We start from the raw sequence: 19,917 nt of genomic DNA on the forward strand, positions 1-19,917 counted from the left end.
GCCCCGCTCCTTGATGAACTGCGCCGGAGTGTAAACCGGCCGCAGCCGGCGAACCTGGCCCCTTGGTCATGCTTTGCCCGGCCTCGCGGGCCCGCCCCGGGCGGCCATGCCTTTCGTCACGGGCCGCCCTGGCCCGGGGTCGGTTAGGCTTTAAGGTTCCTATTGACGAGGTTCCGCACGATGAAGCATCCCCTCGCGCTGGCGTTGGCCGTGGCCCTGTTCGCCACCGGTACCAGCCTTGCCCACAATGCCCAGGCCCAGACCAAAGCAGACCAAGCCGTGACCGCCAACGCTCAATCGAACGCGAACCCGTTCTTCCAGGAGAGCCCGCTGCCGCTGCAGTTCCCGCAGTTCGACAAGATCAAGGACGCCGACTTCGCGCCGGCCTTCGATCGCGGCATGGCCGATCAGCTCAAGGAGATCGAGGCGATCGCCAACAACGCGCAGGCGCCGAGCTTCGACAACACCATCCTGGCGCTGGAGCGCTCGGGCCGCATCCTCGCCCGTTCCACCTCGACCTTCTTCAACCTGATGAGCACCGACACCAACCCGGTGCGTCAGAAGCTCATGCAGGAATACGCGCCGAAGATGTCGGCGCACCGCGACGCGATCAACCTCAACCCCAAGCTGTTCGCGCGCATCAAGACCCTGTACGGCCAGCGCGACTCGCTGGGCCTGGACGCCGAGGGCGTGCGCCTGGTCGAGCGCTACTACACCGACTTCGTCCGCGGCGGCGCCAACCTCAGCGACTCGCAGAAGACCCGCCTGAAGGCGATCAACGCCGAGCTGGCCGAACTGGGCGCCAAGTTCAGCGAGAACGTGCTCGAAGAGGTCAAGGACTCGGCCATCGTCGTCGACACCAAGGCCGAACTCGACGGCCTGTCCGACGAGCGCATCGCCGCCGCGGCCGAAGCGGCCAAGGCACGCAAGCTCGAGGGCAAGTACCTGCTGACCCTGCTCAACACCACCGGCCAGCCGCCGGAGACCGATCTGACCAACCGCGCCCTGCGCGAGAAACTGCACAAGGCCTCGGTCGCGCGCAACAGCCGCGGCAACGCCTTCGACAACACCGAGCTGGTGTCCAAGGTCGTCACCCTGCGCACCGAGCGCGCCAAGATGCAGGGCTACCCGAACTACGCCGCCTACGTGCTCGAGGACGAGACCGCCAAGAACCCCGAGGCGGTCAACAACATGCTCGGCCAACTCGCCCCGGCCGCGGTCGCCAACGCCAAGCGCGAAGCCGCCGACCTGCAGGCGATGATCGACAAGGAACAGGCCGCCAAGGGCGAGAAGAGCTTCCAGCTCGAGCCCTGGGACTGGGCGTTCTACGCCGAGAAGGTGCGCAAGGAAAAGTTCGCCTTCGACGAAGCCCAGCTCAAGCCCTACTTCGAGATGAAGAACGTGCTCGAGAACGGCGTGTTCTACGCCGCCGGCCAGCTCTACGGCCTGAAGTTCAAGCAGCGCACCGACCTGCCGCTGTATCGCCCGGACACCAGCGTTTACGACGTGTTCGACGCCGACGGCAAGCAGCTGGCGATCTTCATCGCCGATATGTACTCGCGCGATTCCAAGCGCGGCGGCGCCTGGATGAACTCCTACGTCGACCAGTCGGAACTGTTCGGCACCCTGCCGGTGGTGGCCAACCACCTCAATATCCCGGCACCGCCGGCCGGCAAGCCGACCCTGATGACCTGGGACGAGGTCACCACCATGTTCCATGAGTTCGGCCATGCCCTGCATGGCATGTTCTCAAACGTGAAGTACCCCTACTTCTCCGGCACCAGCGTGCCGCGCGACTTCGTCGAGTTCCCCTCGCAGGTCAACGAGATGTGGGCCGACTGGCCGTCGGTGCTGGCCAACTACGCCAAGCACTACCAGACCGGCGAGCCGATGCCCAAGGAACTGCTGGACAAGGTCCTGGCCGCGTCCAAGTTCAACCAGGGCTTCACCACCACCGAATACCTCGGCGCGGCCATGCTCGACCAGAACCTGCACCAGATCGGCGACGCCGCCCAGGTGCCGAAGGCCAAGGACGTGATGGGCTTCGAGACCGCTTCGCTGAAGAAGGACGGCATTTACTACACGCCGGTCCCGCCGCGTTACCGCACCCCGTACTTCAGCCACATCATGGGCGGCTACGCGGCCGGCTACTACGCCTACATCTGGTCGGAAGTGCTGGACGCCAACACGGTGCAATGGATCAAGCAGCACGGCGGCCTGACCCGCGAGAACGGCGACCGCTTCCGCGCCACCCTGCTCTCGCGCGGCGGCAGCAAGGACGCCCTGCAGCTGTTCCGCGATTTCGCCGGCCATGAGCCGAAGATCGAGCCCCTGCTGGAGCGCCGCGGCCTGACCGCCCCGGCCACCGGCGAGCCCAAGAATAAATAATTCAGGTTCGCTGACCGGCTTTTCGCCAACTAAGGCCGCCCACCTGTCCGGTGGGCGGCCTTTTTGTCGTTGGAAGGCACATAACCACCGTTATCACGATCTAAAGATTTCCAAGGAATTTCCGCACTTTCGACGAAGCTCGACTTATGTCACATTCGGTCCAAGTGGAGCCCAACTAACCTGATTTTGGATATCGACGGCGTCGTTCAGCACCAGCGTAACGACAGGAAGTTCGATCAACAGGGGACATCAGGATGGCCGCCATCTCCGTGGTCCAAGCTGCAAGCTCGTCCGGTTCCAGTTCCAACCGCAACGATCGACGCATCGCGCTGGTCGAACGCGATCCGCTGTTGAGGCAACAGATCCTGCATTCGCTGCAGATGCGCCAGTTCGCCGTCGTCGAATGCGCGAACGCCACCGCGCTATACCGCAATCTGCTCAGTTCGCCCTGCGATATCGCAGTAATCGCGAGCGATCTTCCAGACGACAATCCACGCACGGTCGCCTTGCACCTGCGCCAACATTCCGACATCGGCATCGTCATGCTCGACGCCGATGCCGGCAGCGGCTGCCAGACCGAGTCCTATCACGAGATCGCCGACGCCTGTTTCCCCAAACCGGTCGACCTCGACGGACTCGCCGCGGTCATCACCGCGATGCACAGCCTGCAACATCACATGCGTGCCATGCCCGCGCGCAGCAGCGCCGGTTTGAGCGAATGGGAACTCGCGCTCGACGGTTGGACCCTGCGCACCCCCGACGGATCTTCGATCGACCTCAGCGCGCCCGAGCGCAGTGTGCTGTTACGCCTGGTCAATACCGGCGCCGGCGGCCATCCGGTTTCGCACGACAGTCTGATCGGTTCCTTGACCAGCGATGTCTACGATTTCGATCCGCACCGCCTGGAAATGCTGATCTATCGTCTGCGCAAAAAAGTCGCGCTGATGAGCCCCTTGCCGTTGCCTCTGCGCGCCGTGCGCGGCATGGGTTATCTGTGCACCATCGTGCGTGCGAACAGTTGAATAGTCACTGCGGACTTTCATAGCGGCCGCAGGGGGCGGCTGACGTCGAGAACTGTGCAACTCACACATTCGCTTGCGTGATCTCGCGTGAGTGAAGGTGATGCTGCATGAGTGTATTGCGTAGTTGGGCTACCTAGCCTGCATCAGCCGATGACTGTCGTGCCAGCGAACGCGGCAGCGATGATATCCCACGGATTGAGACGAAATCGCAGCCATAGCGGCCGGCTCGCATCTGCTCCGTCCTGCGCTATCGATCGGCCCACCGCATCGACCGTAGACGGAGACTGTTGCCATGAATCAGAGCGACACGCAGAACGCAATTCTTCTGGCCACCGCATCGGCAGCCACGCATGGCATCCGAATGACGCGTACTTCCCTGTTCCGATCGACCGCCTGCTGGTGCGTCGCGCTGAGCCTGGCGGCGACGCCCTTGCTCGCCAGCGCCGCCGAAGACGGCTCCGCACTGTCCGCGCCTGCGATCGAGAGCAGCGAAGACACCTCGTCTTCCAACGGCGAACAGCCGACCACAAGCGATGAACTGCTCGACGAGGAAGCGCCGCTGCTGCCGCTGGTATTCGATGGCATACCCAACAGTTCCACCTGGGATTCGATGGCCTTCGACGACGGCGGCATGGCCTCGCCGATGGGCGTGATTCAACCGCCCGACCCGACCAACAACAGCCTGCCCGGCATCAACGCATACCTCAGCAACTGGCTGCTCGGCAACGACTACCAGGCCTGCGGCCTACTCGGCAGCGGCTGCCTGACCATCGATCGCGCCAACTTCAACTATTCGTATCTGTCGCTGATCCTCAACCTGGTGCAGGCGCCGAACGTGCTCGACCTGGACGGCAACCAACCGGCCAACCACCTGACCCTGATCGGCGCGGTGCAATCCGACAGCTACATCCAATTCCAGGACAGCAACTACATCGGCAACAACAACAACGCCTCGTGCGTGATCATCGGCCTGGCCTGCACCTGGCGCACCAATCCCGCGCAGAACAACCAGGTCATCATCGGCGACGGCAGCTACGCCAACGGCTCCAACACCATCGTCATGGGCACCAACGCCCGCCATCAGCTGCCGACCGTCACTGCGGCCTCGCAAGGCTTCGTCGGCGGCCCCGACACCAACTACGCCGCGCGCCTGGGCAACTCCGTGCTGATCGGCGACAACAGCTTCGGCAACGCCGACCGCCAGACCATCCTCGGCTTCGGCGCGACCTCGACCCACGCCAACAGCGTCGCGCTCGGCGCCGGTTCCAGCACCGCGCTCGGCGCCCAGAGCGGCTACACCGCCTTCGGCCTGGTCGCGCCGCAGACCTCGGCCGGCGAAGTTTCGATCGGCGCCGCCGGTTCGACCCGCAAGCTGACCAACGTCGCCGCCGGCAGCACCGGCACCGACGCGGTCAACGTGGCCCAGTTGCAGGGCGCACTGGCCAATGCCGCGGCCGATCCGTTCGCGGTCAAGTACGACGACCTCGGCGGTACGCCCGACTTCGGCAACGTCACCCTGCAGGGCCCGGGCGGCACCGTCATCTCCAACCTGGGCGCCGGCGTCATCGCCGCCGGCAGCACCCAGGCGGTGAACGGCAGCCAGATCTTCGCAATCAGCCAGTCCAATGCGCAGCGCCTCGGCGCCGGCGCCACAGTCGCCGCCGACGGCACCGTCACCGCGCCGAACTTCATCATCGACGGCAACGGCTACAACAACGCCGGCGACGCCTTCGCCGCGGTCAACACCGGCATGGCCGCGGCCGAGGCCTTCGCCGTGCAGTACGACGACGACGGCACCGGCAATCCCGACTACGGCAACGTCACCCTGCGCGGCCCGGCCGGCACCGGCACCTTGATCGGCAACCTCGCCGCCGGCCAGATCACCGCCGCCAGCTTCGACGCCATCAACGGCAGCCAGATATTCGGCATCGGCACTTCCGTGGCTAACCTGCTCGGCGGCGGCACCACGTTCAACGCCGGCGGCACCTTCACCGCGCCGAACTACGTCATCGGCGGCAACACCTACAACAACGTCGGCGCCGCGCTGACCGCGCTCGACGGCGGCCTGACCGGCAGCAACGCCTTCGCCGTGCGCTACGACGACGACGGCACCGGCAACCCCGACTACGGCAACGTCACCCTGCAGGGACCGGTTGGCACCGGCACCGTGATCGACAACCTCGCCGGCGGCACGATCGCGGTCGGTAGCCTGCAAGCGGTCAATGGCGGCCAGTTGTTCGGCCTGGGCACCTCGACTGCGGCGCTGTTCGGCGGCGGCGCGACCTTCAACGTCGGCGGCGGCTTCACCGCCCCGAATTACGTCATCGGCGGCAACACCTACAACGACGTCGGCTCGGCGCTGAGCGCGCTCGACGGCAGCGTCGCCGGCAACGACGCCTTCGCCCTGAAATACGACGACGACGGCACCGGCAACCCCGACTACACCCGCGCCACCCTGCGCGGCCCCGCAGGCACCGGCACCACCCTGGACAATGTCGCCAACGGCCTGATAGCCGCCGGCAGCCTGGAGGCCGTCAACGGCGGCCAGGTGCAGGGCTTCGGCGACGGCATCGCCTCGATCTTCGGCGCCGGCGCCAGCTTCAGCGGCGGCGTCTTCGGCGCACCGAGCTTCACCGTGCAAGGCGGCAGCTACCAGGACGTCGGTGCGGCCTTCGCCGCGGTCGACGCCAGCCTGACCAACATCAACAACCGCATCGACAACCTGCCGCCGGGCGGCACCCCCGAACCGCGCATCGCCATCGACGGCACCGGCAACGCCACGGTCGGCACCGGCACCCGCGCGATCGCCGCCGGCGCCAGCGCCAGCGCCATGGGCCAGCATGCCGTCGCGGTCGGCGGCGATGCCTATGCCGCCGGCGACAACGACACCGCGATCGGCGGCAACGCCCGGGTCAACGCCGACGGCAGCACCGCGGTCGGCGCCAACAGCAGCATCTCGGCGTCCGCGACCAATGCGGTCGCGGTCGGCGAAAGCGCCAGCGTGACGGCCTCGGGCGCGGTCGCTCTGGGCCAGGGCGCGGTCGCCGACCGCGCCAATACGGTTTCGGTGGGCACCGCCAGCGCCCAGCGCCAGATCGTCAACGTCGCCGCCGGCAGCCAGGACAACGACGCGGTCAACGTCGCCCAGCTGCGCTCCTCGCAGGCCGGCACGGTGCGTTACGACACCAACGTCGACGGCAGCGTCAACACCACCCAGGTGACCCTCAACAACGGCGGCGGCTCGGTGCAGATCCGCAACGTCCGCGCCGGCACCAGCAACACCGATGCGGTCAACGTCCAGCAGCTCAACGACGGCGTCAACCGCGCCATCACCACCTCCAACCAATACACCGACAACTGGGGCAACGGCCTGCGCCGCGAGATCGGCCAGCTCGACGACAAGGCCAGCGCCGGCGTCGCTTCGGCGATGGCGGTCGCGGGTCTGCCGCAGTCGTACATGCCCGGCAAGAGCATGGCGGCGATCGCGGCGAGCTCGTTCCGCGGCGAAACCGGCTTCGCGATCGGCGTCTCGACGATCAGCGAGGACGGCCGCTGGGTCTACAAATTCTCCGGCAACAGCAACTCCAAGGGCGATGTCGGCGTGACCGTCGGCGCCGGCCTGATGTGGTGAGCCCGGACACCTGACCTCCCCCCGGCGACCGCGCGCGCCCCGCCGTGGTACGCCAGGCCGCCCGAAGCGATTCGGGCGGTCTTCTTTTGCGACACCGTCGCTGCCGCGGCGCAGCGCCGACCTTGGATAGCCGCCGCATCGCCGCCATCTAGCCCACAGCCCCGCCCCACCTGCGACCACGCCCCCGAATGAATCCGAACGCCGCCGACACCCGCGATGCGCACACCGCCGCACAGGCCCTGTACGAGTGGCTGCGCCCGCACCGGCGCGTGTTCGTGCTGACCGGCGCCGGCCTCAGCACCGGTTCGGGCATCCCGCATTACCGCGACGAGAACGGCGCCTGGCAGCGCAAGCCGCCGATCGATTTCCGCGCCTTCGTCGGCGACGCCCGCGCCCGTGCCCGCTACTGGGCACGCAGCTTCGTCGGCTGGCCTTCGTTCGCCGGCGCGCGGCCGAACAGCGGCCACCAGGCCCTGGCGCGTTGGCAGGAACGCGACGGCCCGCATGCGCTGGTGACCCAGAACGTCGACGGCCTGCACGCACGCGCCGGCAGCCGCGACGTGGTCGATCTGCACGGCTGCCTGGACGAGATCGTCTGCCTCGATTGCGGCGCGCGGCGTGCGCGCGAGTCGGTGCAAACCGAGTTGGCCGAACGCAATCCGGATTGGGTCGACCTCGACGCGGCGGTCCTGCCCGACGGCGACGCCGACCTGGAAGGCCTGGAGTTCGAGCGCTTCGCCACGCCGGTGTGCGAACACTGCGGCGGCATGGTCAAGCCCGACGTGGTGTTCTTCGGCGAAAACGTGCCGCGTGCGCGCGTCGCCGCGGCCCAGCAGGCCCTGGCCGAAGCCGACGCGATGTTGGTGGTGGGTTCGTCGCTGATGGTCTATTCGGGCTACCGCTTCGCCCGCGCCGCGCGCGAGGCCGGCCTGCCGCTGGCCCTGCTCAACCGAGGCGTGACCCGCGCCGACGACATCGCCACGCTCAAGCTCGAAGCCGATTGCTCGGCGACCTTGCAGGCGGCGTTGGGGTGATTGGCGGGAATCGGGAATCGGGAATCGGCTAAGGATATCGCCGACTGTAGGAGCGGCGTGAGCCGCGACCAACCGAAGAAGTTGACGCCAGCGCTATAACCGAAGCCCGGGCAATCGGCGCTTGGTTTTTTGTACGTCGCAGACCCTGGCTGCGGACGAAGACGTCGTACTTCACCGCTTCGCTTGTCGCGGCTCACGCCGCTCCTACCCAGAAGCGGCGCGCTGTCGCTTATCGCGTCCGACGCAAGAAATTACCCCAGCGCTGCAACCGAAGCCCGGGCAATCGGCGCTTGGTTTTTTGTACGTCGCAGACCCTGGCTGCGGACGAAGACGTGGTACTTCACCGCTTCGCTTGTCGCGGCTCGCGCCGCTCCTACCCAGAAGCGGTGCGCTGGCGCTCATAGCGTCCGACGCAAGAAGTTGGCGCCAGCGCCGCAACCGAAGCCCGGGCAATCGGTGCTTGTTTTTTGTACGTCGCAGACCCTGCCTGCGGACGAAGACATGGTACCTCCCCGCTTGGCTTGTCGCGGCTCGCGCCGCTCCTACCCAGAAGCGGCGCGCTGGCGCTCAGGGCGTCGGACGCCGGTCGATGCGGCTGTGTTCGAGAAACAGCTTGCGCGCGGCCACGCCTATGTCGGGCTGGTCGATGAAGAAGCCCTGCACGCCCAGGGCGTAGAGCTGCAGGGCCTCGCCGAGCGCGCTCTGGACGATGCCGTTGGCGCTCTGGCTCAGGAAGGGCTCCTCGGCGCGCACCGTGTACGGATGCACCTGCAAGCCGAGCTGCAGCGCGCGGCCGAGCACCGGATGGACGAAACCGGTATTGCGGGTGGCGAGCAAAGCGTTGCCGTCGCCGTCGGCATCGCGCTTGGCCGGCAGGGCCACGCGCGGCAGCAGACTGCTTTTGGACGGGCCCAGGCCGGCGAGGTAGTGCGTCCGCATCCAGGTCAGCGCCGCGGTTTCGGTCAGCGCCGCATAGCCGGTGCCGGCGCCGATGCCGCCCGGGATCGCCGTGCCCAGATCGCCATAGATCGCGCCCAGGTCGCTGCCGTGCGCGAGGTGGTAGACGAAGTCGTAGGGACGGTCGCGCTCGAAGTCGCCGTACAGCTGCACCAGCGGCAGATCGATGCCGGCCTTCGGCAGGATCCTGCGCTTGAGTTCGATCAGGTTGGCGACCTCGAAACTCTGGATATAGACCCGCGCCGGGTCGGTGAAACCCTCGGCGACCAAGGTCTGCACCAGCTTTTCGCCGAGCGAGACCCGGATCGGGCTGCCGTCGATGCGCTTGCCTTCGAAGGCGAACCAGGTCGGATGCTTGGTCTCGGGATAAATGCCGATGACGCGGCCGTCGCGGCTGTGCTCCTTGGCCAGGGCGATCACCTCGCGCAGGGTCGCGATCTCGAACCGACCATCGAAGCGCTTGTTGCCGGGGCGGATCTGCGGGATGCGTTCGCGCGCGCGCAGGGTCTTGAGTTCGGCCAGGCTGAAGTCTTCGGTGAACCAGCCGGTGAGGGTCTCGCCGTCGATGACCTTGCTGACGCGGCGGTCGGCGAATTCCGGGTGGTCGGCGACGTCGGTGGTGCCGGAGATCTCGTTCTCGTGGCGGACCACCAGTTCGCCGTCGCGGGTCGCGACCAGGTCCGGCTCGATGAAGTCGGCGCCCTGCTGGATCGCCAGGCGATAGGCCTCGAGCGTGTGCTCGGGGCGATAGCCGCTGGCGCCGCGGTGGGCGATCACGATCAGGCGCGGGGTTTCGGCGGTCTGCACGGCGGACGAAGACTCCGGGACGGCGGGAGCGGACGTGGCGTTCGCCGCCGCGCCGGCCAGCGCGCCGCAGACGATCCAGGCCAGTCTAAGAGATGTACTGCGCTTCACCGGTCGATTCTCCCCAAAGTCATGTGCACCCAAGCAGGTCCGCGTGCGCCGCCGGCGCGCGTCCAAGCTGCGCCGGCCGCGAGCGCGGGTGCGCCGGCCGCGCCCGACCCGCCATCATCGGGCCTGGGCATTGCCGCGATTTGACGATCCCGCCCCAGAACGGTCCCGTATTGAAGCGCGGCCCGCCGCAGCCGCTATGATGCGGCGATCATTCGGGGAGAGCGTTCGATGAGCCTGGTGGCCAAGGTATTGCGGCACAAGTCGGTGGAACAACTGCAGGCCGAGGCCAGCAAACGTACGGATTTCCGCCGCGTACTCGGGCTCTGGCAGCTCACCGCGATCGGCATCGGCGGCATCATCGGCGTCGGGGTATTCGTCCTCGCCGGCCACGAAGCCGCCACCAACGCCGGCCCTGCCGTCGCCCTCGCCTTCCTGCTCGCCGGCATCGCCAGCGCCGCGGCGGCGCTGTGCTACGCCGAGTTCGCCGGCATGATCCCGGTCACCGGCAGCGCCTACACCTACAGCTACGCCACCCTCGGCGAGCTGCCGGCCTGGCTGATCGGCTGGGACCTGTTGCTCGAATACGCGCTGATCGTGGCGGTGGTCGCGATCGGCTGGTCCGGTTACGTGCAGGCCCTGCTCGGCAGCGCCGGCTTCTATCTGCCGGTGTGGGCGCAGGGCGCCATCGGCACCGGCGAAGGCCGCGTCTTCAACCTGATCGCGGCCCTGGCCACGATCGGCGTGTCGGCCTTGCTGGTGTTCCGCACCGAATGGGGCGCGCGCTTCAACACCGTGATCGTCGCGATCAAGGTCATCGCGGTGGTGCTGGTGATCGGCGTCGGCGCGTTCTATATCGACCCGGCCAACTGGGTGCCGTTCATTCCCGAGCGCGTCGTCGACGCCGACGGCGTCGGCCACTTCGGCCTGCAGGGCATCGCGACGGCTGCCGCGGTGGTGTTCTTCGCGGTGTTCGGCTACGACACCCTGACCACCGCCGCCGAGGAATCCAAGAACCCGCAGCGCGATCTGCCGCGCGCGGTGCTGCTGTCGCTCGGCGTGTCGATGGCGCTGTACCTGGCGGTGTCGCTGGTACTGACCGGCATCGCGCCCTATACCACCCTCGGCGGCGACGCCCCGGTCTCGGAAGCCTTCACCCGCCTCGGCCTGCCCTGGATCGCCGCGGCCATCTCGATCTCGGCGGTGATCGGCATCGCCAGCGTGCTGTTCGCCTTCATGCTCGGCGCGGCACGCATCTGGTTCTCGCTGTCGCGCGACGGCTTGCTGCCGGGCTGGTTCGCCAAGATCCATCCCAAGTACGGCACGCCGCACCGCCCGACCATCGTGCTCGGCATCTTCACCGCCCTGGTCGCCGGCTTCCTGCCGATCGGCGAGGTCGCCAAGCTGGTCAATATCGGCGTGCTTTCGGCGTTCATCGTGATCTGCGCCTCGGTATGGGTGCTGCGCGTGCGCAAGCCCGACCTGCACCGCGCCTTCCGCACCCCGTTGGTGCCGCTGATCCCGCTGATCGGCATCGGCTTCTCGATCTGGCTGCTGTCCGAGCTGGCCGCGATCACCTGGCTGATCTTCCTGGTCTGGGTCAGCCTGGGCCTGCTGGTCTATTTCGGCTACGGCATGCGCCACAGCAAGCTGGCGCAGGAACAAGCCTGACAAAAGCAGGCCTGACGAAAGCGGGCCTGACAAAGCAGACCTGAATCAAGCCGGCAGGGCCCGTCGGGTCCTGCCGGTGCGCGCTGGGCTTGTTTTATGGGCCGCTCTTACAGGAGCTGCGGACGCGGACGCCGTGAAGCGATAGCTGCGTGGTCGCGGCTTGCGCCGCTCCTACCCTGAAGCGGCACCCGCTTCACCGGGGCGCGACGTAGCCGCCCGGCACGCCGTCCGGCGACAGGACCAGCTGCCACAGCTGCGCATGGCGGCTGCGGAAGGTCGCCATCGAAGCGGCCAGATAGAACCGCCACATGCGCCGGAAGCGCTCGTCGTAGCGCGCCGCGTCCAGATGCTCCCAACCGCGCTCGACGTTGTCGCGCCAGGCCTGCAGAGTTAGGTCGTAGTCGGCGCTGAAGTTGTGCCAGTCCTCGATCACGAAGCGGTCTTCGACGTGCTCGGCGATCTGCTTGGCCGAGGGCAGCATCGAGTTCGGGAAGATGTACTTGGCGATCCACGGGTCGGAATGGGTGACCGAACGGTTGCCGCCGATCGTGTGCAGCAGGAACAGGCCGTCGCGCTTGAGGCAGCGGCGGGCGACGTCGAAATAACCGGCGTAGTTCTTGACCCCGACGTGCTCGAACATGCCGAGCGAGAAAATCCGGTCGAAGGGCTCGTCGAGCTCGCGGTAGTCCTGCAGGCGGAACTCGATCGGCAGCCCGGCGCAGAGTTCGTCGGCCAGGTCGGCCTGCTCGCGCGACACGGTCACGCCGACCCCGCGGATGCCGTAGCGCTCGGCGGCGAACTTCAAGGCCTCGCCCCAACCGCTGCCGATGTCGAGCACGCGCATGCCGGGGCGCAGGCCGAGCTTGCGGCAGACCAGGTCGAGCTTGGCCTCCTGGGCCGCATCCAGGTCGTGCAGCGGCTGCCCGCGCTCGTCGCGCCAGTACCCGCAACTGTAGACCAGGCGCTTGCCGAGCATGGCCCGGTAGAGGTCGTTGCCGAGGTCGTAATGGCGCTCGCCGATGGTGAAGCTGCGACGGTGGCTCTGCAGATTGACCAGGTGAGCGCGCAGGCCGTCGAGAATCGCCGCCCAACCGTGGACCTGCTCATCGACATGGGCGCGCATCAGGCGCACCAGCATTTCGTCGAGCGAGTCGGTATGCCACATGCCGTCCATGTAGGACTCGCCCAGGCCGAGCGAGCCCTGCGCCATCACCCGGGAGTAGAACTCCTCGTCTTCGACGCGGATGTCCCAGGGCCGCTGGCCGTCGACACGCACGTCGGCCAGTTCCAGCAAGCCCTCGACTCGTTTACGCAGCGACGCAACGGACATATCGGCCTCGGCTCGGTCGTTGAAACGCTCGGCACTGCCTGCGGATCACGGCGCTGATCGACCCGCTCTCTTCACTGAATGACGCTTCCGGGGCAACGCGCGCATGCCTGCCGCGTCGCCGCACGATAACAAACGCCTCGCCGCGCGATGTGCCGGGCTTGGCTGTTTCGCGCGCGCTCCGGCGGCGGTCGGACCGCCGGGGCGCGGCGGCACTCAACCGCCGCCGCTGAACATCGCGCGGTACTGCGGCGCGACGTGCGGCAGCAGCGCCGAGGCCGGCACTTCGACGGTCTGGGTGCCGTCCGAGTACGGGCCGACCTCGTAGGGAGCGAACACGAACTTGAGCCCGCTGAGCTTGCCGTCGGCGGCCTTGACCGGTTCGAACATGGCGAAGTTGGCCGGGTCGGCGGAGGTGCCGTCGTCGATCATGCGCCCGCCGGTCTCGATCTGTTCGGCGCGCACCGCCGGGGCCAGGTCGTCGGCGTCGATGCGCTGCGACAGCGCCGAGTGCAGTTGCTCGCGGACATAGCGCGAGATCGCGTCCCAGCCCTGCTTCTGCGGCACCAACTCGGCGGCCTTGAGCTGCTTGTTCTGCTTCGGCAGCCAGACGAAACGCGCGATCAGCGGCGCGGCATGGGCGCCGCCGGTGTAGCTGCTGCCGTCGGCCGACACCGCCACCAGGTCGGGCGTGTCGAGGATGTCGTTGAAGGTCAGCGACAACTCGTACGGCGACGGGTTTTCTTTCGCGGTGCGGCCGTTGGCCGACTCGATCAACTCGGCGCGCGCCTGGTCGGCGTAGGTCTTGAGCTCTTTCGCCAGGCCCGGGTACTTCGCCGCCTGGGTGTCGTAGGTGATGCCGACCACGTAGTTCGGCGTGGTCTCGACGACTTCCTTGAGCTCGATCGGTGCGTCCGCGACGACGACCGGTGCCGGCAGGGTCGAGGCGGGGTCGGCCGGCGCGGCGCCGGGCTGAGGCGAGGCTTCTTTCTTGCAGGCCGCCAGGGCCAGCGCAAGCAGGGAGACGGCGATGACACGCTTCATACAGCAATCCTTTTGGCAGACGTCCATGGTTGTTTCGCGCGACATTATCGCGCAAAGCGTGACGTCCACATCTAGATCGCCCTCGGTCCGCCGCTATCCGCGGCGCCGTTCACCACTCGTTGCGGTGAGGCAGCAGGCCTTGCAGTTCCTGGTCGGTCAGGTTGCGCCACTGGCCGGGCTTGAGATGGCCCAGCTTGACGTTGCCGATCCGGGCGCGCAGCAGTTGCTTGACCCGAAAACCGAAGTGCGCGGCCATCAGGCGGATCTGCCGGTTCAAGCCCTGCACCAGCACGATGCGGAAACCGAAGCGGCCGAGCTTGCCGGTCTTGCACGGCAGGGTGGTCTGGCCGTGGATCGGCACGCCGCGGCCCATGCCGCGCAGGAACTCGGGGGTGACCTCGTGGTTCACCGCGACCAGATACTCCTTTTCGAGCTTGTTCTCGGCGCGCAGGATCTCGTTGACGATGTCGCCGTTGCTGGTCAGCAGGATCAGGCCTTCGGAATCCTTGTCGAGGCGGCCGATCGGGAAGATGCGGCGCTCGTGGCCGACGAAGTCGACGATGTTTTCCTTGACCGTCGACTCGGTGGTGCAGACGATGCCGACCGGTTTGTTGAGGGCGATGTAGACGTGCTGGCGCTTGCCCTTGACCACCGCGCGCGCGCGCAGGATCTCGCCGTCGATGCGGACCTCGTCGCCCTCGCCGACTTCCGCGCCGACCCCGCCGCGCATGCCGTTGACGGTGACCCGGCCTTCGGCGATCAAGCGGTCGGCCTCGCGGCGCGAGCAGAAGCCGGTGTCGCTGATGTGTTTGTTCAGACGCATAAAGACAGGATGCCGGAAACCGGCAGCAGACGGGCGAAGGGCGCGTAGGCTGGCACAGCGGCGCCGGCTTGGCGACCCCTGGCCGCGTCCGGATTCAGGGGCGGGTGCGCGATGCCCAGGCCCGAGGCTGGCTCAAGCCTCCCGTTCCGACAGCCCCGGCCGCGCCTCGCCGCCGGGCCTCAGCCCAGTTGCTCGGTGTATTCCGGGTGGCGTTGGATCCAGGCCGCCGCATAGGAACAGGCCGGACGGACCTTGTAGCCGGCTACGCGGGCGTACTCGAACGCCGCCCTGACCAGGTCGCCTGCGATGCCGCGGCCGCCGATCGCATCCGGCACCAGGGTGTGGGTGATGACGAGCTGGTCGCCGTTGAGGTGGTATTCGAGCAGCGCCTGCACCTCGTCGACTTCGGTGAGGAAGCGCTGCTGGTCGGGAACGTGGCGAACGGAAACGGCCATGGGTCTACCTGGGATGCGGATGAGGGCGGCCATCGAGGGCCGTATCGGGGGAGTATCGAGTTTGCGATCGGGGGCCGCGCGAGCGGCCCCCCGCTGGGACAACGACCGGCCCGGTGCCGGGGCTCAGCGATTATCGCGCTTGCCCTGGTTGTGCCGGTCCTGGGTGCCGATCGAGCCCTGGATGGCGTCCATCCGGCTTTCCGCGGCATGCAGTTCCTCGGCCTTTTGCGCCGCACTGTGCGACTGCGGGCCCGACTGCGGCACCTGGCCGTGCTTGGACTCGAGCTGCTGCCAGGGCTGCGCCTCGCGCGCGTGCTCCTGCTTGGCTTCCAGCAACTGACGGGTATTGGCCAGGGCTTGTTCCGGGGTGATGCGCGGACGGCCGCCCTCCTCGTCGCCGCTGCCGGCGGCCTCGGCCGCCTCCATCGCGGCCTCATCCTCGCGCCGCGGCGTATCGGCAGCGGCCGGCTCGGCTTCGGCGGCGGCTCCGGCTGCGACCAGGCTTCCGGCCGCACCGGGCGATTGCGACGCCTGCGAGCGGTGCGCTTGCGCCTGAAGCGCGGGCGCGGCCGACTCCGAAGCGGCCGCCGACGCCACCAGAGACCTCGCGGCCGAAGAGCCGGCCGCCGAGGTATCGGCCTCGGCCGGTTTCTTGGCCTTGCGCGGTTTGGCCGCGGCCTTCGCCGGTACGCCGGTCACCGCCGGCGTCGCCACCAAGGGCGTGTCGACGACCGCATCGGTCGGCGTCACCGCCGCGACGCGGCTGTCGATCAACGGCGCCAACGGCGCCGCCGGCGTCACCGCCCGCGGTCGGGTCGCGCGCGGTGCGGGCGTCGTGGCAATGGACGCGCTGCCGAGATCCTTCACGCTCTTGTCGTGGCGCTGGGCGTTCGCGCTCGCTGTCTTGGCGACGGGCTTGCTTGCGACAGGCTGGCTTACGACGGTTTTGCTTACGGCCGGTTTGTTCGTCGTCGGTTTGTTGAGCGCTGGCTTGTTCGCTGCCAGCGCGACCTGCTTGGCCGTGGCTCGCTTCGCGGCGACGTCCAGCCTTGGAACCTTGCTCGACGCAACCTGGCTGGCGCTGCCCTTGGCGCTGACGGCCTTGTTCGGCAACGCCGTTTTCGCGGCGTTTTTCGTCGTTTTCTGGATCGCGGCCGACTTGCTCGCGGCCTGCTTGGCCGAGGCCGGCTTGGTCGGGATTGTTTTCGTTACGCTCACCCGGCTGGCGCTCTTCGCCGCGCCGCGCTTGCCGGCCGCGGCCTGCCTGGCCGGCGCTTTTCTGACGCTGACTTTCTTGGCGACGACCTTCTTGGCGCTCGCCTTCTTGCTCGCCGTCTTGCTGGCGCTCGTCTTCTTGGAGACGGCCTTCTTGGCCGCCGCCTTCTTGATGGCGGTGGTCTTGCCCGCGGCTTTCTTCGCCGGCGCTTTCTTGCTTGCGGCCTTCTTGGCGACGGTTTTCTTCGCTACCGCTTTCTTGGCGACGGCCTTCGTCGCCGGGCGTTTGTTCGCCGCGCTCTTGGTGGCCGTGGTTTTCTTGGCCGCCTTGGTCGCGGCCTGCTTGCCTGTGCGCTTCGCGCTCTTGCCCGCGGCGCTCTTGCCTGCCGATTTGCTGGCTGACTTGCTGACGGACTTGCCGGCTTTCTTGATCGCCATGCCCTGCTCCTGTCGGTTTTCCGGATGAGCGGTCACCCCCCAAGGACCGTGCTTGTTTGTTAACACGCACGACCTTCATGACGGGTGAGCAAAGGTGAGACTCGACCCAGGGCGTCAGCCGCCTGATCCTGATCGCCCGGTGTTGACACGATGTGTCACTTTTGAACGCTCAAACCCCTTGAAATCGCTGGCATGGAATGTGCTTCAATGTGAAGTACGTCACACCGCAAAACGGAAGGGGGTCCCAAATGCGTTACTTCAAGCCACAGGACGACGACCAGCAGGCCGAAGCCGTCATCACCCGCCTGTACGAGCTCGCCCGCACCGGGGAACCCGACGCAGCCGAGCTGCGCCGGCTCGATGCCCAGATCTATGCAGGACTGATCGCCTCGTACGGCGACGATGCCTACGACAAGGCCACCACGCCCGCACTGCTCCTGTCCTGAGCATCGCTCAAACGGCAACGGCGGCCTGAGCCGCCGTTCGCAAAGCCGCAATCCGGGGACGCGGCGACACAACATGGCAGCGGCCTCGGCCGCTGCCGCCCTTGTCAGCCGCCGAAGAAGCTCGGCAGGCTCGGGCTGGCGAGCCGCTGCAGGAACACCCAGAACATCTGCGGCTCCATCATCAGCATGAACAGCACGCCGTAGATCGCGCCCGACAAATGCGCGTTGTGATTGATGTTGCCCTGGCCGCGCTTGTCCATCCAATACGAATAGCCGACGTAGGCGATCGCATAGACGATGGCCGGCACCGGGATCACGAACACGATGATCCAGCTCCAGGGGTTGATCAGCACGAAGGCGAACAACACCGCCGACACCGCGCCGGACGCGCCGAGGCTGACGTAGCCGGCGTCTTTGCGATGGCGCAGATAGCTCGGCAGGATCGCGACCACGATCGCCGACAGATAGAAGAATGCGTAGCCGAACAGCCCGACCAGTTGGCCGAACAGGCGCTCGACCGCGCCGCCGAAGAAATACAGGGTGATCATGTTGAACAGCAGGTGCATCCAGTCGGCATGCACGAAGCCGTGGGTCAACAGGCGGTCGTACTGACGGAAACGCGCGACGCCCGGCGGCCACAGCACCAGGCGCTCGTACAGGCTGCGTTTCTCGAAGGCTTGCCACGACACCAGCGCGGTCACGGCGATCAGGATGAGGGTGATCAGCATCGGCTCGGGTTCTCGTCGGCGGGTCCGGCCGGGCCGGACCCGCTCAGGTCGGATCGCCCGGCGGCGCCGGGCAAGTGCGGATGGGGGCGTTCAAGCCTGCCTGTGTCGCTCACGCGGCCTGGCGGTAGTGGTCCTGCATCGGGTAGCTGCGCGCGTACAAGGCGAACGCGGCCGCCGCGACGAAGGCGAACCCGGCGAAGAAGAACATCAGGAAGGCGTTCTCGCTGAGCCCGGTCGCGGCGATATGGGTGGTCACCGCCTCGTTGCGCACTGCGGCGTTGGTCAGCATCACCCACAGGTTGCCGAAGGTGCTGGTGAGGTACCACAGCGCCATGATCACGCCCTTCATCGCGTGCGGGGCCTGACTGTAGGCGAACTCCAGCGCGGTCGCCGAGACCAGCACCTCGCCGAGGGTCAGCAACACATAGGGTAGGACCTGCCATGCCAGCGACATGGGGTGGCCGGCGTCCATATACAACTGCAGCACCGCCGCCACGATCCAGGACAGGCCGGAGATGGCGATGCCGAAGCCCATCCGCCGCAGCGGCGTCGGGTGCAGGCCGATCCGGCGCAACGCCGGATACAGCAGCAGGTTGTTGAACGGGATCAACAGCATCACCACCAGCGGATTGATCGCCTGCATCTGCGAGGCCGCCGCGCGCGCACCGCCTTCGCCGGAGATCAGCCAGGTCGGCCACCACCACAGGTCGGTCGGCACGAACATCTTCTGGCCCTGCAGCACCCAGGTCGAAGCCTTCTGGTCGAACAGCGACCAGAACGGAGTCACGAAGGCGAATACGATCAGGATGCGCAGCACTGCGCGCACGCCGTCGACTGCGGCGTCGGGGTGCTTGCCGCGGGCGCGGTCGAGCTGCAGGGAAATGCCGTAGCCGCCGAAACCGATCAGCAGGCCCAGCGCCAGGCAGGCGCTCTTGACGAAGCCCATCGCCGGCACCGCGGTCAGCGCCAAAGCGCCGACCGCCAGGGCCACGCCGAGGCCGGCGACGATCGCGCCGGGGTTGCCCTGCCCGGCCACGCGCGTGCTCAGCGCGGTGCGGGCGACGTTGAAGAAGGAATCCGGATCGGGCGCGTCGCGGGTCGGCGGCACCCGCACGTAGCGATTGCGGCCCAGCCAGAAGATCAGCGTGGCCAGGAACATCAGCGCGCCGGGAATGCCGAAGGCGATGCTCGGGCCGTACTCGCGCAGGAAGATCGGCATCAGCAGCGAGGCGAACAGCGAGCCGAAGTTGATCGTCCAATAGAAGGCATCGAAGACCAGCTTGGCCTTGTGCTTGTTGCTCTGGTCGAACTGGTCGCCGCAGAACGACACCACCAGGGGTTTTATCCCGCCGGCGCCGAAGGCGATCAGGAACAGGCCGGTATAGAAGCCGGCCTGGCTGTGCTCGAACATCGCCAGGCAGGCGTGGCCGGCGCAGTAGATCAGCGAGAACCAGATGACCGTGTTGTATTTGCCGAAATAGCGGTCGGCCAGCCAGCCGCCCAGCAAGGGGAAGAAATAGGTGCCGATCATGAAGCTGTGGAACACCTCCTTGGCGAGGTGTTCGCGCTCGGCCAGGTCGGAGGTCGAGGCCAGCAGCAGGGTCCCGACCAGGAATGAGGTCAGGATGTTGCGCATGCCGTAGAAACTGAAGCGCTCGGCCGCCTCGTTGCCGATGATGAAACCGATCTGGCGGGGCATCTTGCCCTGCGAATCGGTGGTGGCGGGGGCGGTGGCGGCTTGGCTCATCTACGGCAGTCCTCGGCGGTCGGGCGCGGAGGCGGTCGATAGGCGCCCCCGCTGGACCCGGGCGCGACGGCGACCGGGC

At 67.3% G+C, this 19,917-nt stretch carries 14 protein-coding genes; 6 read left to right on the forward strand and 8 right to left on the reverse strand.

What is annotated here, in order from left to right; genetic code table 11:
• Positions 1–180: 180 nt before the first annotated feature.
• The 4 genes from GLA29479_RS07380 (at position 181) to GLA29479_RS07395 (ending at position 8,075) form a co-directional block, all read left to right on the forward strand.
• Positions 181–2,388: a M3 family metallopeptidase gene (locus tag GLA29479_RS07380; protein ID WP_057917651.1), complete on the forward strand. Its 2,208-nt coding sequence runs from the start codon at positions 181–183 to the stop codon at positions 2,386–2,388.
• Between the two features lie 254 nt (positions 2,389–2,642).
• The gene (locus GLA29479_RS07385; protein WP_057917650.1) at positions 2,643–3,410 is read left to right on the forward strand and encodes a response regulator transcription factor; all 768 of its coding nucleotides are present in this window, start codon (positions 2,643–2,645) and stop codon (positions 3,408–3,410) included.
• Positions 3,411–3,771: 361 nt separating this feature from the next.
• Positions 3,772–7,041, forward strand: coding sequence for a YadA family autotransporter adhesin (locus GLA29479_RS07390; RefSeq protein WP_057971203.1), 3,270 nt, complete (start codon positions 3,772–3,774; stop codon positions 7,039–7,041).
• Positions 7,042–7,229: 188 nt separating this feature from the next.
• Complete coding sequence (locus tag GLA29479_RS07395; RefSeq protein ID WP_057917648.1) at positions 7,230–8,075, forward strand: NAD-dependent protein deacetylase; 846 nt, start codon at positions 7,230–7,232, stop codon at positions 8,073–8,075.
• 567 nt (positions 8,076–8,642) lie between these two features.
• Here GLA29479_RS07395 and GLA29479_RS07400 read toward each other — a convergent pair.
• Positions 8,643–9,947 carry a glycerophosphodiester phosphodiesterase family protein gene (locus GLA29479_RS07400; RefSeq protein WP_248842811.1) on the reverse strand — a complete coding sequence of 435 codons (1,305 nt, stop codon included), beginning with the start codon at positions 9,945–9,947 and terminating at the stop codon, positions 8,643–8,645.
• A 228-nt stretch (positions 9,948–10,175) separates the two neighbouring features.
• On the opposite strand from GLA29479_RS07400, the gene GLA29479_RS07405 reads away from it, so the two are divergent.
• Positions 10,176–11,615 carry an amino acid permease gene (locus GLA29479_RS07405; RefSeq protein ID WP_057971205.1) on the forward strand — a complete coding sequence of 480 codons (1,440 nt, stop codon included), beginning with the start codon at positions 10,176–10,178 and terminating at the stop codon, positions 11,613–11,615.
• 193 nt (positions 11,616–11,808) lie between these two features.
• Here GLA29479_RS07405 and cfa read toward each other — a convergent pair whose 3' ends face one another.
• The 5 genes from cfa to GLA29479_RS24385 form a co-directional block, all read right to left on the reverse strand.
• Complete coding sequence (gene cfa / locus GLA29479_RS07410; protein WP_057971206.1) at positions 11,809–12,945, reverse strand: cyclopropane fatty acyl phospholipid synthase; 1,137 nt, start codon at positions 12,943–12,945, stop codon at positions 11,809–11,811.
• A 213-nt stretch (positions 12,946–13,158) separates the two neighbouring features.
• Positions 13,159–13,986, reverse strand: coding sequence for a DUF3298 and DUF4163 domain-containing protein (locus tag GLA29479_RS07415; RefSeq protein ID WP_057971207.1), 828 nt, complete (start codon positions 13,984–13,986; stop codon positions 13,159–13,161).
• 109 nt (positions 13,987–14,095) lie between these two features.
• The gene (locus GLA29479_RS07420) at positions 14,096–14,809 is read right to left on the reverse strand and encodes a pseudouridine synthase (protein WP_031373157.1); all 714 of its coding nucleotides are present in this window, start codon (positions 14,807–14,809) and stop codon (positions 14,096–14,098) included.
• Between the two features lie 179 nt (positions 14,810–14,988).
• The gene (locus tag GLA29479_RS07425) at positions 14,989–15,264 is read right to left on the reverse strand and encodes a GNAT family N-acetyltransferase (protein WP_057917643.1); all 276 of its coding nucleotides are present in this window, start codon (positions 15,262–15,264) and stop codon (positions 14,989–14,991) included.
• Between the two features lie 123 nt (positions 15,265–15,387).
• Positions 15,388–16,917: a histone H1-like repetitive region-containing protein gene (locus GLA29479_RS24385; RefSeq protein ID WP_144436394.1), complete on the reverse strand. Its 1,530-nt coding sequence runs from the start codon at positions 16,915–16,917 to the stop codon at positions 15,388–15,390.
• 248 nt (positions 16,918–17,165) lie between these two features.
• On the opposite strand from GLA29479_RS24385, the gene GLA29479_RS07440 reads away from it, so the two are divergent.
• On the forward strand, positions 17,166–17,363 hold the full coding sequence (locus GLA29479_RS07440; RefSeq protein ID WP_057917641.1) for a hypothetical protein: 198 nt from the start codon (positions 17,166–17,168) through the stop codon (positions 17,361–17,363).
• Positions 17,364–17,467: 104 nt separating this feature from the next.
• Here GLA29479_RS07440 and GLA29479_RS07445 read toward each other — a convergent pair whose 3' ends face one another.
• On the reverse strand, positions 17,468–18,088 hold the full coding sequence (locus GLA29479_RS07445) for a rhomboid family intramembrane serine protease (RefSeq protein ID WP_211265071.1): 621 nt from the start codon (positions 18,086–18,088) through the stop codon (positions 17,468–17,470).
• A gap of 112 nt (positions 18,089–18,200) precedes the next feature.
• On the reverse strand, positions 18,201–19,838 hold the full coding sequence (locus GLA29479_RS07450; RefSeq protein WP_057971211.1) for a POT-type proton-dependent oligopeptide transporter: 1,638 nt from the start codon (positions 19,836–19,838) through the stop codon (positions 18,201–18,203).
• Between the last annotated feature and the right edge of the window lie 79 nt (positions 19,839–19,917).

The sequence above is a fragment of the Lysobacter antibioticus genome (assembly GCF_001442535.1).
In the GTDB taxonomy this organism is placed as follows: Bacteria; Pseudomonadota; Gammaproteobacteria; order Xanthomonadales; family Xanthomonadaceae; genus Lysobacter; species Lysobacter antibioticus.